This is a genomic window from Lactiplantibacillus sp. DA1 (assembly GCF_032681335.1).
Taxonomy (GTDB): Bacteria; Bacillota; Bacilli; order Lactobacillales; family Lactobacillaceae; genus Lactiplantibacillus.
The window spans coordinates 201,202-214,881 of record NZ_JAWHTQ010000004.1 but is presented as its reverse complement, the minus strand read 5'-3'; the positions used below and the strand labels follow the sequence as shown (position 1 = coordinate 214,881).

Genomic DNA, 13,680 nt, shown 5'->3' with positions numbered 1-13,680 from the left:
CTACTTTCCACTTAGTTGTGTAAACACGAGTCGACGCAATTGATTATTAGCCGTAAAAATATTGACTTGTCGAAGCACGTTATTTTTATCGCGTTCAACAATACCCCGAACATCACGTGATGAACTAGTCGCCATCATTGCACTGGCCGCTTGTAGCGTTATTTGTTGCAAAGTCTGCCGCCACTCATCAATCTTAGCATCCCGATCATCGTCGCCAGTCAAGCTAGCCAGCCACTCCTTAAATGGTCGATTTAAGCTCGCATAGAACTGAACACTATGGCGTTGAGCAAATTGCTTAGCGTCGATATTCCGGATTTGGCCGACCGTTGCAGCAAAGTGATAGTACCCATCACCAATTTTTTGTGTCAATTCGATGACATCTTCAATCCGAACGGGCCAATAATCGGCCGTTGCCTCATCGAACAGCACGTCTGCTTGAATTTGCATGTCATCATAGACCTCAGTTGCCGGCATCTGTGAAGACATGTTACCATCACTGATCAATACCGTAGAAGCTAACCACAATTGCTGGTCATCTGCTACTAAGCCCTCCGTCTTTAAGTAATGTAGCCATGCAACAATTCCCGCTTCATGAATGTCATCACTATGATTGACGTTGACATATTGACCAAAATTACGCCACATCGCTTTACCCATATATTTAATTCCATTGACTGCTGGCCGAAAACGACTGGTCTTTTTATCTTGGCGCCACAAAGTCATCGGTTCAATCAGGGCATCTTCAGTATCAAACATTGGAATACCCGCACTATAGATTGTCGGCCGTTGTTGATCATCCCACTCAAGATGCAATAGTCGTGACCAAGTGGTATACAATGCTGCTAAGTTATCCGGGACTTGTTGACGCTGACGTTCTTGCAAGTATGCGGTCAAGGTCGCATATTCCCAGACGGGTTGCTGTACGATGTACTGTTCATCTGAAACAGTTGGGATTAAGATTAAATTCAACATTAAAAATTCAAATAGGGAGTGCCCACTCGCATAAACCGGATTGAGTCGATACAGCCAGCCAGCCCCGTTAGAGAATTTTTCGTCACTATTAATCTTTGTCTTGTCAGTAACCCCAGTATAATTTTGGTACATAATCAGCCAGCGTACTAACTCGGCTAGTGTCAAATCATTTTTAGTTTCATTAACTTTGGGAGCGAACAACGCTACTGAATTACCACTCTCAGAGATGCGTCGATTCATTTGTCGCACAGCAACTTGGCCGGTAGGTTTGCCCGTCCGTTTACTACGTGCGACACTCTTCGTCTCAGGGACAAATTCATCATATGCCGACGCTGTTACTTGATAAAACGGTTGATCGCCAAACAAATCGAACTGCCTCGCATGACGTTGCAAATAATCTGTCACAATTGTGGAAAAATGACCACTTGCAAACAAGTCTGCCCAAGTTTGCTTTAAATCATCGTGAATCTCATCAATCCCGTAGTCCTCATCAACGTGCTCGACTTTGTCCATATCATCGACGGTCAACCACTCATAGGCTTGATTATCAGCGTTGTACCGCGTATAGATTGTCGTCAGAATTGCCAATAACAGTCGTAAAATTGCTAAGTCTTGTGCACGCATATCACCAGCGAGTTGTCGATAATACTGGGCATTTTGAAACAACTCAATTAGTGAAACTGTGACCTCTTGATTCGTACGGGCATCGATCACTACAATCCACGGATCCGTCGTCAAATTAAAAGTTTGTCTTGTCACCGTCTTCATTCCTCCTTCGAATAACTCAATCCTAATTGTGATGAGTAACTGAGCCGCCACTTACCAAACTCAGCAGTCAGCTTCTGATCAAGTGGTAATACCAGCACACCACGTAGCCAAATATCGTCCTGCCAACGCGCATGGTAAGGTCGCGTCAAATCTTCTAGCTGATTGATTGCTTTGGTAATATTAGGTGTTACCGCTACCGGCAAGCGTAACGTCTGCTGTGCAATTTCTGTGGAAGCGACCTCATCTAGTTGACGACCATCCAGTAGAAAATCATCTTGATTCACGTGCTGGATCAAGATAACTTCTAATGTTTCTTGAATATCACGTACAGCTGCACTGGCCTGCTGATCAGTGACAATATCGCGATGATTGCGATCCAGCCACCCATGAATTGATTTACCATGCTTTAGTTGTGGCGCACTAATTTGAAAAACTTGAGCTTTCTGTTGCTCGGTCTTTAAATCCGTCGCAAAATCTTCCGCAGCAGTCGTAATCTCAGGAACTTGTGTATCCGTCGCCGAATCATATACCTGCTGAACGAGGGTGGAAATATCGTCAGGCAACTTAATCTGATTCTTGAGAAAATAATCGGTCTTCATCAATAAATACTTGCCGTAGACGGCCTCATTGCCTGCACCATAGTCGCCGAAACCCTTGATACCCATAATTTTCAACTGTGGTTGTTGAAACCTACGGGGACGTTGGATCATTTGATGTCGATGCAAACGACCGGCCCGCTGTAAGATCAAATCCATCGGGGCGATGTCCGTATACAAGATATCAAAATCGATATCTAAGGACTGTTCCAACACCTGGGTGCCAATCACGACTAATTTAGCAGGCCGCTCGCCGTGTTTCCCAATCGCCGCTTGTAATTTCATTTCCTGTTGAGCACGATCTGGCGCTAAAAATGCCGAATGTAACACCATTAATGGCACATCTGTGGGAATCAGTGCCGCTAAGTCCTGCGCTCGCTTGACAGTATTGACAATAATTCCAGCAATGCCCCCCTGACTCAATTGCTTCAACAACGTCATAATCAATTCCTGATCATCCTGGTTGTTACGCTGAACTTCAAGTGTAAGTGCAGTTTGATCACTTTGGCCTTCAAACTTAGTCAATTGTTTGATGTCCGGACCGTCCAATATGCTTAACAACGGATACGCCTGCGTGTCTTCCCAGCCAGTCGGAGCGACTTTCAATATTTGATGATAACGCCGACCATACTTTCCCTTTAAATACGCTTTTAATAGCTGATTTCGTTTTGTTTTGGGTAAAGTTGCCGATAAAATAACAACGGGCACGTGATATGCGCCTAACCATTCGATTGCTCTGAGCAGATACTTATTCATGTACGCATCATAGGCGTGCACTTCATCAATCACAACAACTTTTCCAGAAAAACCAAGGTGGCGCAAAAAAAGATGCTTTTGTTTCAATCCCATTAGTAACAAGTTATCGATAGTCCCCACTGTAAATTTGGTTAAAATCGACTTTTTTCCGCCAAACCAACTATTGACAGTCACGGCACCACCATGCTCATCTGTTGAATTAACATTGCTGGCATTCGGTAGACGCTTATACATCTGATTAAACTGTGCCTTGCCATGCATCAATTTAATTGAGAGTCGGGCTGATTGTTCATCTGCAACACGCTCCAGCCAGTCATTCACACGTGCAAACATCGCGTTAGTGGTTGCCTGGGTAGGGAGCCCCATATACACCCCGTCACGACCGGTCATTCTTGCAAGCTGTTCAACAGCAATTAACGCAATCTCGGTCTTGCCCAGTCCCATTGGTGCCTCAACGATGGCCATTCCAGGATCACTAGTCGCCCCGAGTGCGTTCGTAATGGCTGCTTGAACCGGTCGCGCGTGAAAGCCAAAACGCACCTGATATGGGTCCCGATCGTGAGCAAGCGGTGCCGGCACCCATTCATCATCTGACTGCCAAGTTGTGATTGCGTCGCGAAAACGAGCCTGTAAATCAATATCTGTCACCGACTGCATTGTTGTCACTAATGGGAATAGTGGTTTATCAGGATTTTCATTTAAGTACTCGCTCGAAGCCAACCAATCTGCCATAATTAATAGCCCAGTTAAAATCACGGCTTCAGGCTGATTTAAAGTAGGAATTTCGGCAGTAGTCTGATAGCCGGCAGTATGTAACCCATATGCCACTAGTTCACGTTGAACCTGTTGCCATGCTATTTGGAGACCAGGTTGGTTATCATTCTGATAGTAATTAGCCGTGTAGTCTTTAATCTGTCGTTTTGGTGAAGCGCTTGCAGTTTTGCCATGATGTCCACCAATAATTGCCCCCACCGTTGGATTCACTCCGAATGATTCTAGAATGGCTTCACCAGCAAGTGCGTGAGGTGATTCACGTGCGGATGACAAGTTTAAACTAGCTAAATCTTGAAATCCATTTTGCATCAGTTGTTCAATTAATAATTGATCTAATTGATGATCGCCATTATAAGCTGGCTTAGTCTGAAATGCCGGGGTGGCTTTTCCAATATCGTGGGTAAATCCCAAAAACTTCACTAATCTCTGTACATCTTCCTCCGAGGTCACTTCTGATAATTGTTGCCGCTGACCATCGCTCAACCAGTGATTGAATAACCAATTAATGGTGTTTTCGCAATCCTTTAGATGAACAATCAGTGGCAGCCAAAGCCGCTGACCATCATCTGAGCGCTTCTTGGCCCATAGGCTCTGTGCTAACCGTGAAAATTCTGTCATTGATTTTTCGCCCCTAACATTAGTATTACTATTAGCACTTTTAGACGATCAATGCTGGTAGTTATATACGAAAGATAATCATTGTACCGTGTAATCTCCGTTCACTGAACTTACTCTCATTGGATATTTATTTTAAGTTTCTAGCTGTCTGTAAAATAATTTCAAAAATTAACTATATCTTATATTAACATTTAACTTTTAAAGATTCAGCTTCATACTTAATAAAATATGGTTATCTTTATCTAAACTATTTATGTGAATAAAAATCGTTGAAACGGTAAATGATTTTGCTTTATAGATGAGATATGTATTTTGTAAGCCTAGTGCTTATTGTCCACCACATAGTTATTGTTATTCATAAATTTATCGCTTAAAATTTTTGTATCACACAATTTGCACTTGCTTGTATGGTCAATGTTAATGACATCAATTAAGCAAGTTGGCTTAAATCTCTCAAGTACTGATTTGATATTGCTGCTATAATAGGCTTTGTTTAGTCTATTCCCCGTGTATACGGGGGTGATCCCATAGCTTCTTCTTGACCGTTTATATTCATGTTCTATTCCCCGTGTATACGGGGGTGATCCTTCGCCAACTTCGTTATAATTTATGCTGAAAACCTATTCCCCGTGTATACGGGGGTGATCCTATCGCTATCTAATAATGCTTGTACTTTTTCTGCTATTCCCCGTGTATACGGGGGTGATCCTAAGTTTTTATTCCCTAAAATTCGTGAGACTAACTATTCCCCGTGTATACGGGGGTGATCCTGGGTACCAAGCCGTTTATGAGTGATCGTGAGCCTATTCCCTGTGTATACGGGGGTGATCCTAGTAAGCCAGCTAGTTCAGCTAAATGGGTCAACTATTCCCCGTGTATACGGGGGTAACCCAAACAAAGCCATATAAACAACAACAAATCACTTTCAAACAAATACAACTCCACAAATATAAAAGTGCATGTTTCACACGTCAGCATGCTACAAAGTCTCACTAAACATTTAAAGAACCATCTTTAATCAACTTGTGGGCTAACGCCAGTGTTGCCTTAGCATCTGAAAACGCGTTATGTGGCCTTAAGTTCACAATTTGATAAGCCGCTAACACCGTTGACAAGCGATAATTATCTAGGAAGACATTTGTGCGTTTCACAATGGGCATGAGATCTGTTGTCTGATTGGTCAATCCTTCTATGTCTTTTTCTATAAATGCTTGCTTCAAGAACATTTCGTCAAAATGAAAATTATAGCCTACGATTACACTGTTACCGATAAAGACCTTCATTTCACTCAACGCCATAGCTATCGAAACGCCTTGCTCATTAAGCATGTCACGTGTAATCCCAGTAAGTTCAACAATTTTTGGGGGCAACAATCGATCAATTTTTATTAGTCGGCTAAACTCACTCGTTTGACCATCGGAAATACTTTTAACTGCTGCGATTGAAATAATAACATCTTTACTTGGATCCAGTCCCGTCGTTTCAATATCTACTGCCACGACCGGTTCATCACTGTAGTGGGACTGTTGTCGTTGAACTTTTCGCGTCATCATCCGGGCCTTATGAAACTTAGCAGCGTTACTATAGCCATTTTTTTCCACCGATTGACTCGCTACAAGGTGCATCATTAGCGGAATCCCATCAAAATCTACCACTTGATGATCATGGCGAGTCGTCTTGAATTGATAGCCGAGTTCGTTATTGGCATTGTAGACCATGGTTGCTTCACCCCGACCGATATTCTCAACAATTCGCAACCACAATGAATCACGGACACGGGCACTAACATTACCCACATAGACCCCTGTCTGAATCTCTTGATACCATTTGGTCAGGTCACCGCGCAAGGCACTTGGCACCTTCGTTAGTGTAATTACAATCATTTTATTTCACCCACTTCAGTCTCGTGATATTGAACACCAAATTCTTGTAATCCCAACTGATCGTCCCAAAGGCTAAGATTGCTAACTTCCGTAGTAGTCTCAGTGACACCGAGAATTGCCTTCAAGTCTGAAACCATTCGTCGCACTAGTTTGCCATCAACAAAGGCGTCCCGCATTGCCAAACGCGTACTTCTAGCAATATCTTCATCGGCCATCGAAGCAGCCACGATATCAAAAGCAACTGGAATTGAAGTTTCAGCCTTATACAAGTCAGCGAAATCATAAACAAAAGATAGGTCATGACCAGTATGTACAAATCCAAGCCCCGCCGAAGCCCCCATCGCCATAATCACGCTATAACTCAACCCATATAATGCTTGGTGCGCTGCAGTCAACGCCTGATTAATTGGTGAACTCGCTTCAAAATTGTCAGGATTGTATTCACGCCGTGTCCAACTGACCCCCGTACGTTCAGACTCCAATCGATAAACTTGGCGAACACGTGCACCTTCCTTACCGCGTAGCTTTTGCATTGATAAAGTTGTCACGTCATCATTCGGAAAACGCATTTGATACATCTTACGTGCAACTGTCAAACGTGAACGTTGATTTGAAAATAATCTTGCCTGGGCTTCAAGCAATCGCGACGAGTGATTCAATGCTCGACCATGTGCATACTGCCGCACACCCCACTCACCGACCCACACAACTGCCATTCCCGCGTCCCCCCATTAGTTCCATCGCTCGGTGCGTAACATCCACACCTGGCCCCAGCATTAACACACTAATAATTGCTGCCGGTACAAAGACAACACCACGAGCATCACTGACTCGAATCGCACTATCTTGGCGATCGAGTTTGGCATGTTCCAAATATAAAAATGTTAATCGATCATGAATTCGACTCAACTCTGACAATTCTGGTTTTTTTGCTCCAGATTTTTCCATTAGTACTGCACCTCCAAGATGACTAGCCTCAAGTTCACACAGTTGATTCTCAAAAAGCAATTTTTCCATGGATAAAGAACATAATGAACTTTTAAATATAGGATAGGTATTGACCAAACAAAAAAGCGCTTACATTGCACTGTAACTCATATATTCAAAAAACTTCTGAATATCTATATTCATCAAAATCATTGCAGCTTCATAATTATAATAGCATAATTCATTTGCCAGAAAAAACACATATATGTATACTTATTGTCAGATATCAGATACAAAGTTAACTAAAAATTGCTCATCGGTGCTTCCGTATTGTTGATATATCAGCATTTCTATAGTCTATTCCCCGTGCATACGGGGGTGATCCTTGATTAAGCTGGTAATATCGCCTACACTAGAACTATTCCCCGTGCATACGGGGGTGATCCCAATCATTCTAGCGATACGGTGTGCATCCTTCACTATTCCCCGTGCATACGGGGGTGATCCCCAGGTACAAGTGAGCACTGGACGGCTGAACAGCTATTCCCCGTGCATACGGGGGTGATCCTGAACCAACAATAACTCTGTGCTTACTCACTGTCTATTCCCCGTGCATACGGGGGTGATCCTATCATGATCCGTTAATGCTTTAAGGAATGTTACTATTCCTCGTGCATACGGGGGTGATCCCGGAGAACATTGGCCGATTGCAGATGATGTGTTCTATTCCCCGTGCATACGGGGGTGATCCTACTGAGTTAAAGAAGATCACGCAAACACGCTACTATTCCCCGTATATACGGGGGTGATCCTTAAATCACTCCTTAACAATTGATAATCAATATCTATTCCCCGTGCATACGAGGATGATCCTCGTTTAATCGAAAGGTTACCTTTCTCTTTTGTCTATTCCCCGTGTACACGGGCGACCCATATTTCAATAAAGAATCTGGTCAGCCTTTAATCGCACTGTTGGACGCAAATCTGGCTGAGCCCGGTGAAACATTTGCAGCATATATTGAAGACGTTACCAGCTATAAAATTTATATTGAAGAAGGTGAAAAAACATTTGAACTACTCGAAGTCATTATTAACATCATCAAATATCTTGGAATGGCAATTGTATTCGGACTTTTAGCGGATGCTCTAATTTATATAATGATCGGCGTATTTACGATGAATTAGATACACTACTTTCCATAGCATAAAATGGAATCTTCAGTTACTATATGGCACACTTTGTACTTAACGATTCTTTAATTTAATCCTTCATATTAATAAAAAAGTATTGACGAAATATAGATACATGCAAAATAAATTCAAACTAACTTGCTTGAATTTATTTTTTAGCCTACCTATTTCGTTTTATATTTTAATTCAGCTTGATTATCGCAACATTCCCTTCGATTTTTACGTCATCAGTCAATCAAATTGGACTACCAATTCATGATCACAATCTAGCAGCTTAAACGGCCACCTTCGCTAATTAAAGATTAATTAACGAGGATGGCTATTTAGGCTACTATAAACTTGCTGATAACATCACTGCCGACTACCTGTACACCTCTAGTAACCATTCATTGACTGTTGCCGCCGAAGTATCATTGTTGGCTTAGCGGCCTGTGCACATTGGACTGTTACTCTGGCCAATTCGTACTGTGCATCAATAACCCGTTTAGAACCGTACGGTGCCGCATCCTGAGCCACTGACAATTCCGTGCACCCTAAGATAACGACATCACAATGAGCAGGGCCCAACAGTTGAGCAATTATCCCATGAAACTTAATCTGGTCCACATAGTCATGCTGCTTGATATCTTCATAAATTAAGGCCATCACTTGAGCTTGTTGCTGCTCAGTTGGCACGACCGGTATATGACCATTAGTTCGAATGAGTTGCTGATAAAGTTGTGACTTCAGTGTTCCAGTCGTCGCCAAAATACCGATTCGTAACGGTCGCGGTTGCTGCAATTGACAAGCCGCTTCGACTGCAAGTGCTGGCATATTCAAAATCGGCACGTTGGTAATCGCTGTTAACGCCGGTATAAAATAATGTGCCGTGTTACACGTCATCACGATAAAATTGGCCCCTAACCGATTGAGTAACTGCACATCCGCTTTCAATGATGGTAGTGGGTTCGCACAACTCTGATCCAAGATATAGGCAGTACGGTCAGGAATCTGCGCATCATTTAAAACCACATAATTCAAATAATCTTGATCACGATGCGTGACAGTCAGCCGATTAACGGTATGCACAAAATCCTCGGTTGCCATCGTTCCCATCCCACCAATGATTCCAAAACAATTTTCCATAACAGCACCCCCATTTAGCAGACGAAAAACTAATTGAGACTTACAACTCAGCAATAACTGATATAACGAATCGTGTTTAATTAGGTTGTTGCTTATTATCTAACAAGTGTTCAACTACAAGCAACTAATTTGCAATCCCTCCCCAACTTAATACGGTATCATTGCTTACCACTACGATTATTTTTTATTTAGTTATTACTCAGCAAACAGTTTTCAGGCTAAATAAGGGGCTTCTAATGTTACCAGTTTGCCACCTCACAAAAAAAGCGAATGTAAACAAATAACTAGGCTTACTAAGAATCACATCGATTCTTAGTAAGCCTAGTTCAATAATCGTTATCAAAATTTTCTGCAAGCAATGTGGGACCGCCCTCAAATCACTACTAACTAATGATATTCCCACTAACTGAATTATACTGCCGCCCCCATGCTTCCATGGCCATAATCACTGGTTTCAAAGTCTGACCAAATGGCGTGACCCAGTACTCAGTTTTCGGTGGTACAACCGGATAAACACGTTTTGCAATCACGCCATCTTGGACCATTTCCTGTAGTTGGCGTGCCAACATTCGTCGTGAACATCCTGGTAGTCGCTTTTGCAAGGTACTAAAACGACACGTACCAGTTGTTAACAAATGGTATAAAATAACACTTTTCCACTTACCCGCAATGACTTGCAAGGTACTTTCAACTGGACAACCTGCCGCACAATCGTATATTTGTCGTTGCATTATCTCACCCCACTCCAATTAAGTGCTTTGATTGTAGCACAATTTCTCCGACTAAATCGGACTTGCACGTTACAAAATCGTCCCTATGTGACAATTAATTCACGTCTTGTATATCATTAATCGACAACCTATAGTAATGTCATGAAAGGAGTTCGATTATTATGCATGCAATTGGTTTTACCGACCACTTACCTATTGAAAATCCTGCTAGTTTACAAGAAGTGACAGTCGCCGACCCCACTCCCCACGGCCACGACATACTTGTTCAAATTCAAGCCGTCGCTGTCAATCCAGTCGACGTCGGCGTTCGCAAAACAGGACATGAGCACCTCATGCGACCCAAGATCCTCGGTTGGGACGCCACTGGTATTGTGACCGCCGTTGGAGAAGCTGTCACCCTGTTTCAACCCGGCGACCACGTCTTTTATGCTGGCTCATTTAGACGTCCCGGCTGCGACAGTGCTTATCACTTGGTTGATGAACGCCTCGTCGGTCACGCCCCCACAACATTAACAACCGCTGCTCGTGCGGCCATACCACTTACTTCGCTGACCGCATACGAGGCATTATTTGAACAACTTCACATTCCTTTTGACCCTGCTAAACCTAATTCCGAAAAACGCAATCAAACCATTCTCATCATCAATGGCGCTGGTGGTGTCGGTTCAATTGCCACTCAGTTAGCTAAATTGGCGGGGCTCACGGTTATTAGTAGTGCTTCCCGACCTGAAAGCATCGCCTGGACGCAGCAGCACGGCGCCGATTTAGTCGTCAATCATCGTCATGATTTGGTTAGTGAAGTACATGCTTTAGGTATTAAAGATGTCGATTATATACTCGGATTAAGCGATCTTGACAGCCACTGGAATGAGATGTGCACGCTCATTAAACCCGGTGGCCACATCGCATCAATTACCGAAAATCGGCGCCCAATCGACCTTAAAAAACTAACTAAAAAACGCGGGACGTTTGCATGGGAATGGATGTACTCAAAGTCCTACTACCACACGGCCGACATGATTAGTCAACACTATATCCTAGAAACTATTGCGGATTTACTTGACCGTGGCTTGCTTCAAAGCACGCTATCGCAGACACTACGGCCCATCAACGCACTTAATTTACAGCAGGCCCATCAACTTATCGAGCAGCATCATATGATTGGCAAGGTAGTTATTGAAGGATGGGAATGAGTTGACGTCGGATTACGGTTCGCGCAATAATGGTCAACTTTAACTCGCCAAATACACTGTCCTTTTCTGTCTTTTGGTGCTTACAACTGATGTTGCACTCCAATGGAGAAATTATTGATATTCTTGGCATCATACCTTATAGTCAAAGTAGCGGTGATGTTGCAAGTTAACTAAAATTCGCTGTTTGGTTATTTTGGATTGTTGATTTACCGGGATTTATTTAGTCTGTTCCCCGTGTATACGGGGGTGATCCCGAATAAATATACTGCGAATATGCACCGGCAAGCTGTTCCCCGTGTATACGGGGGTGATCCCAGTTCCCTCGTAACTCCACGTTACTAATTTCCCTGTTCCCCGTGTATACGGGGGTGATCCTAGTTTGGCCAAAGTAATCCAAGGACAGAAAGACTGTTCCCCGTGTATACGGGGGTGATCCTAGAGCGCCGTATCCATTGTTACAAGAATGTCGCTGTTCCCTGTGTATACGGGGGTGATCCTGATGAGCTTCGGCACGGTGGCACGCTTAAAGACTGTTCCCCGTGTATACGGGGGTGATCCCATGGGTACGGGCAAGCGTAACTGCAGAACCAACTGTTTCCCGTGTATACGGGGGTGATCCCTAACTTACCTTCAATATTCTGCAGCTGAAACTCTGTTCCCCGTGTATACGGGGGTGATCCTAAACTATTAAGCTTTCCAGTCCGAACCAACGTCAAACCTGTGGCATCAGACTCGCTCACTTCAGCGCCGTTCCCCGCTAAAACTGCCAAACTTTCTTTTTAAGCTTCCAAAATATTAGTGCTATGATAATAGCATAATTTTGACTAAATTTTTTTATCGGAAAGGACTTTGAAATTGGCATTTAAAACACCGTTGGCTGATCAAATGCGGCCACAATCACTGGATCAGATGGTCGGACAACAGGACTTGTTGAAGTCGGGCCAGCCACTACGCCAGATTATTGATCAGCACGTTAATATTCCCCTCATTCTGTGGGGGCCGCCGGGAACTGGCAAAACCAGCTTGGCACAAATCATCGCTAGTCAAAATGACTATCCCTTCGTGGCTTTTAATGCTTCGACCGAAAATAAGGCTCAGTTAACTAAAGCCATCGCGCAATATCCCGATCAATCGTTTGTTCTATTGATTGACGAAATTCACCGCATGACTAAAACATTGCAGGATTTTTTGTTGCCCTACTTAGAGAATGGGCACGTGATGCTAATTGGCTCAACGACCGAAAATCCGATTATGTCAATCGTTCCTGCCATTCGTTCGCGCTGTCAAATTTTTGAGTTTCAACCATTGAGCGACACAGATATCGAAATCGCGTTACGCCGTGCGGTAACCGACATTTACAACCTAACCGACGATCAGGTGGACGCTAAAGCCCTTAACCTGATCGCTATTTCTGCCGAAGGGGATCTGCGAATTGCGTTAAACATCTTGGAAACACTCCACGCTATTGACCAGAAGCAAATCACTGTTGCTGCAGTACAACACTTTGCCCAGCAACAACATTTTAGCTACGACCGGAAGGCAACTAAGCATTATGACTATCTGTCGGCTTATTCGGATTCGATGGCTGGCTCAGATACTGACGCGGCGCTCTACTACTTAACCATTTTGTTAAAAAATGATGACTTACCCTCAGTGGTCCGCCGGTTACGTGAAATTCCATACACTTATATCGGCTTAGCTAACCCGGAACAGGTCACACAAATTGTGGTCGCCGTCAACCAAGCCGAAAAGATTGGCATGCCCAAAGCAAAATATCCACTAATGTTTGCCACCATGCTGATGTGCATTTCACCCAAGTCTGGTTCGTTTGACCAGTCCTGGGAAAAACTAGACCAGGACACACAAAATCCAAGCCAGCACCCCATGCCCCGTGGATTGCGCGATATGCACTACAAGCACTCCGAGGAAATTACAGGTGGTGGTCTGATCGATAATCCATTCCAAATGCCACATCAGATTGCCCAACAAAACTACATGCCTAAAGGATTGGCTGGTCGTCGTTATTATTACCCTAAAGATAATGAAAATGAACGCAAACTCGGTGCACAATACCTAAAACTGCATCGCTTTATTTATAACGAAGATTATCACGAATAGACAATGGCAGACTGGCTTAACCAATCAG

The 13,680-nt window shown here is 43.4% G+C and carries 8 protein-coding genes, 1 pseudogene and 3 CRISPR repeat arrays; of the genes and pseudogenes, 3 read left to right on the top strand and 6 right to left on the bottom strand.

Going from position 1 to position 13,680, the window contains the following annotated elements:
• From RXV91_RS08080 to cas1e, 4 genes and pseudogenes are all read right to left on the bottom strand, one after another.
• Entirely contained in the window at nucleotides 1-1,740 is a 1,740-nt protein-coding gene (locus RXV91_RS08080) for a type I-E CRISPR-associated protein Cse1/CasA (RefSeq protein WP_396426756.1), read from the bottom strand.
• Nucleotides 1,737-4,484, bottom strand: coding sequence for a CRISPR-associated helicase Cas3' (cas3, locus tag RXV91_RS08075; RefSeq protein WP_316439458.1), 2,748 nt, complete (start codon nucleotides 4,482-4,484; stop codon nucleotides 1,737-1,739). Before cas3 ends, RXV91_RS08080 begins: the two co-directional genes overlap by 4 nt.
• 498 nt (nucleotides 4,485-4,982) lie before the next feature.
• Nucleotides 4,983-5,376: a CRISPR direct-repeat array (repeat unit 28 nt; unit sequence CTATTCCCCGTGTATACGGGGGTGATCC).
• Between the two features lie 100 nt (nucleotides 5,377-5,476).
• Complete coding sequence (gene cas2e, locus RXV91_RS08070) at nucleotides 5,477-6,367, bottom strand: type I-E CRISPR-associated endoribonuclease Cas2e (protein WP_316439457.1); 891 nt, start codon at nucleotides 6,365-6,367, stop codon at nucleotides 5,477-5,479.
• A pseudogene (gene cas1e / locus RXV91_RS08065) lies at nucleotides 6,364-7,315 on the bottom strand (type I-E CRISPR-associated endonuclease Cas1e). The gene cas2e and the pseudogene cas1e overlap by 4 nt, the downstream one beginning before the upstream one ends.
• Before the next feature lie 336 nt (nucleotides 7,316-7,651).
• Nucleotides 7,652-8,228: direct repeats of the CRISPR family, unit length 28 nt; unit sequence CTATTCCCCGTGCATACGGGGGTGATCC.
• Nucleotides 8,229-8,266: 38 nt separating this feature from the next.
• Here cas1e and RXV91_RS08060 point away from each other — a divergent pair.
• Nucleotides 8,267-8,479, top strand: a complete 213-nt coding sequence (locus RXV91_RS08060; RefSeq protein WP_316439456.1) for a hypothetical protein — start codon at nucleotides 8,267-8,269, stop codon at nucleotides 8,477-8,479.
• 381 nt (nucleotides 8,480-8,860) lie between these two features.
• On the opposite strand, the gene RXV91_RS08055 is transcribed toward RXV91_RS08060, so the two are convergent.
• Nucleotides 8,861-9,610 (bottom strand): amino acid racemase, encoded by a 750-nt coding sequence (locus RXV91_RS08055; protein ID WP_316439455.1) that lies wholly within the window; start codon nucleotides 9,608-9,610, stop codon nucleotides 8,861-8,863.
• A gap of 383 nt (nucleotides 9,611-9,993) precedes the next feature.
• Entirely contained in the window at nucleotides 9,994-10,341 is a 348-nt protein-coding gene (locus tag RXV91_RS08050) for a helix-turn-helix domain-containing protein (RefSeq protein ID WP_316439454.1), read from the bottom strand.
• 161 nt (nucleotides 10,342-10,502) lie between these two features.
• Here RXV91_RS08050 and RXV91_RS08045 point away from each other — a divergent pair, with 161 nt between their 5' ends.
• Both RXV91_RS08045 and RXV91_RS08040 read left to right on the top strand, forming a co-directional pair.
• Entirely contained in the window at nucleotides 10,503-11,534 is a 1,032-nt protein-coding gene (locus RXV91_RS08045; protein WP_316439453.1) for a zinc-binding alcohol dehydrogenase family protein, read from the top strand.
• Between the two features lie 225 nt (nucleotides 11,535-11,759).
• Nucleotides 11,760-12,214: a CRISPR direct-repeat array (repeat unit 28 nt; unit sequence CTGTTCCCCGTGTATACGGGGGTGATCC).
• A gap of 175 nt (nucleotides 12,215-12,389) precedes the next feature.
• Nucleotides 12,390-13,652, top strand: a complete 1,263-nt coding sequence (locus tag RXV91_RS08040) for a replication-associated recombination protein A (RefSeq protein WP_316439531.1) — start codon at nucleotides 12,390-12,392, stop codon at nucleotides 13,650-13,652.
• Nucleotides 13,653-13,680 lie beyond the last annotated feature (28 nt).